General features: G+C 61.7%; 3 protein-coding genes. All 3 read left to right on the top strand.

All coding sequences use genetic code 11. The features are described from left to right. Window positions 1-438 (top strand): hypothetical protein (locus tag AN233_RS01145; protein WP_058365048.1); only part of this gene is annotated, 438 nt, incomplete at its 5' end. Window positions 439-441: 3 nt separating this feature from the next. Then, entirely contained in the window at window positions 442-807 is a 366-nt protein-coding gene (locus tag AN233_RS01150) for a DUF7568 family protein (protein ID WP_058365049.1), read from the top strand. Between the two features lie 74 nt (window positions 808-881). Continuing rightward, window positions 882-1277 carry a DUF7567 family protein gene (locus tag AN233_RS01155; protein WP_058365050.1) on the top strand — a complete coding sequence of 132 codons (396 nt, stop codon included), beginning with the start codon at window positions 882-884 and terminating at the stop codon, window positions 1275-1277. Window positions 1278-1429 lie beyond the last annotated feature (152 nt).

Genomic DNA, 1429 nt, shown 5'->3' on the forward strand with positions numbered 1-1429 from the left:
GCCACCGGAAAGTCGGTGTTCGACCGCCTGGTCGGCGCGGACCCACACGCCGGCGCCGTCTTCGATTACTATGTGACCTTCGACAAGGAGGACACGTCCGTTGCGGGGAAGGCGCGATGGGGAGAGTTGCCGACTGCAGCCCCCATCGACTCCGATGACGGCCAGGATCTCCTCGAGCGTGGCCGGGAGGCAACGAAGGAAGAGTTCGAGCGCAACCTCGAGCGGGTGAAGGAAGCCATCGACGAACTCTCCGACGAGGAGATCATGCGCGACGAGGACCTCGCGCGACACGCCTTCCACCAGGTCGGTGCGTACGACGGCCCGACGATCTTCCTGTACACCGAACACGGAACCGGTATTCGCCACCGTGGACAACTGGACCGACTCATCGAGGAGAGTGAAGAGCTCTGGATCGTGCCCGCTGACGTCCACTTCTGAACAATGCCCCACATCACCAGCTGGCGACGCGAGAGCCGCTCGCCGACACTCGCGTATCGGAACACCGAGACCGGTGCGCGAGCCGTCCTGCATCGAGCGTCGGACTCCTACCGGTACAAGTGGCGCGGGGCAATTCTCGTCGACGGCTACCCGGTCTGGTCACGGGGATACGAGACGAAGGACGCGACGGCGTTCCGTGACGAGCTCCGGGAGCGTCCCGCTCCGGATCTCCGCTGTCCGGAGTGTCCGAACGAGGACGTTCGTGTCGGCGAGAAGGCGGCAGACAGGGCGAAAGTCCAGCGGTGGTATGACTGCCCCGATTGTGGGTACGAAGCCCCCTCACGCATCGTCTACGGCGCCGAACGGTGAGTGAATGAGCGCTGGGTGCTGTTTTTTCGGCCGGGCACGAGGTGGTGGCCCGGGACGACCGGGTTAGTCAACCAATGAGTCTCGAAGTACGTGACCGACACAGTGAGGCACTGTTCGAGTTCCTCTGGTGCCCCGTCTGCGGGCAGGAGGTCTTCACTCACATCCCCTTCGAGGGGGTGTTCTGCAAGAACTGCAACACCCAGGTCGAATTCCAAGAATCCCGAGAAACACGCGGATACGAGGAGGCCGTGCTCGCCTGCTTCGATTCAACCACTACCTGGAACCTCCACGTCGACGAAAAACATCGTCGCGACCTGCCAAGCGGGTCGGCGAGGGTGAAAATTTTCGGCGCACCGGGTGCCTACGAGGTCGACTGGTGGAGTCCGGAACCTAGCGAGGACTGGGAACCGGTCGAGCGCGGTGAGTTCGACGACATCGAAGAACCTGCTGAGGTGCCTCACTTGGCGTAAGGAGAGATGTTCAAATGAGAGACCCACCCGAAGACTCTTTTGTGATACGTGCGTATCACAGATTATGAGCATCGACAGCAATTCCGGATCGAACGGCGAAATGGAGAAGATAAACGTCCGGGTGCCCCGAGCGCTGCTCACCCAAATAGACG

This window comes from Haloparvum sedimenti, assembly GCF_001462205.1.
Taxonomy (GTDB): Archaea; Halobacteriota; Halobacteria; order Halobacteriales; family Haloferacaceae; genus Haloparvum; species Haloparvum sedimenti.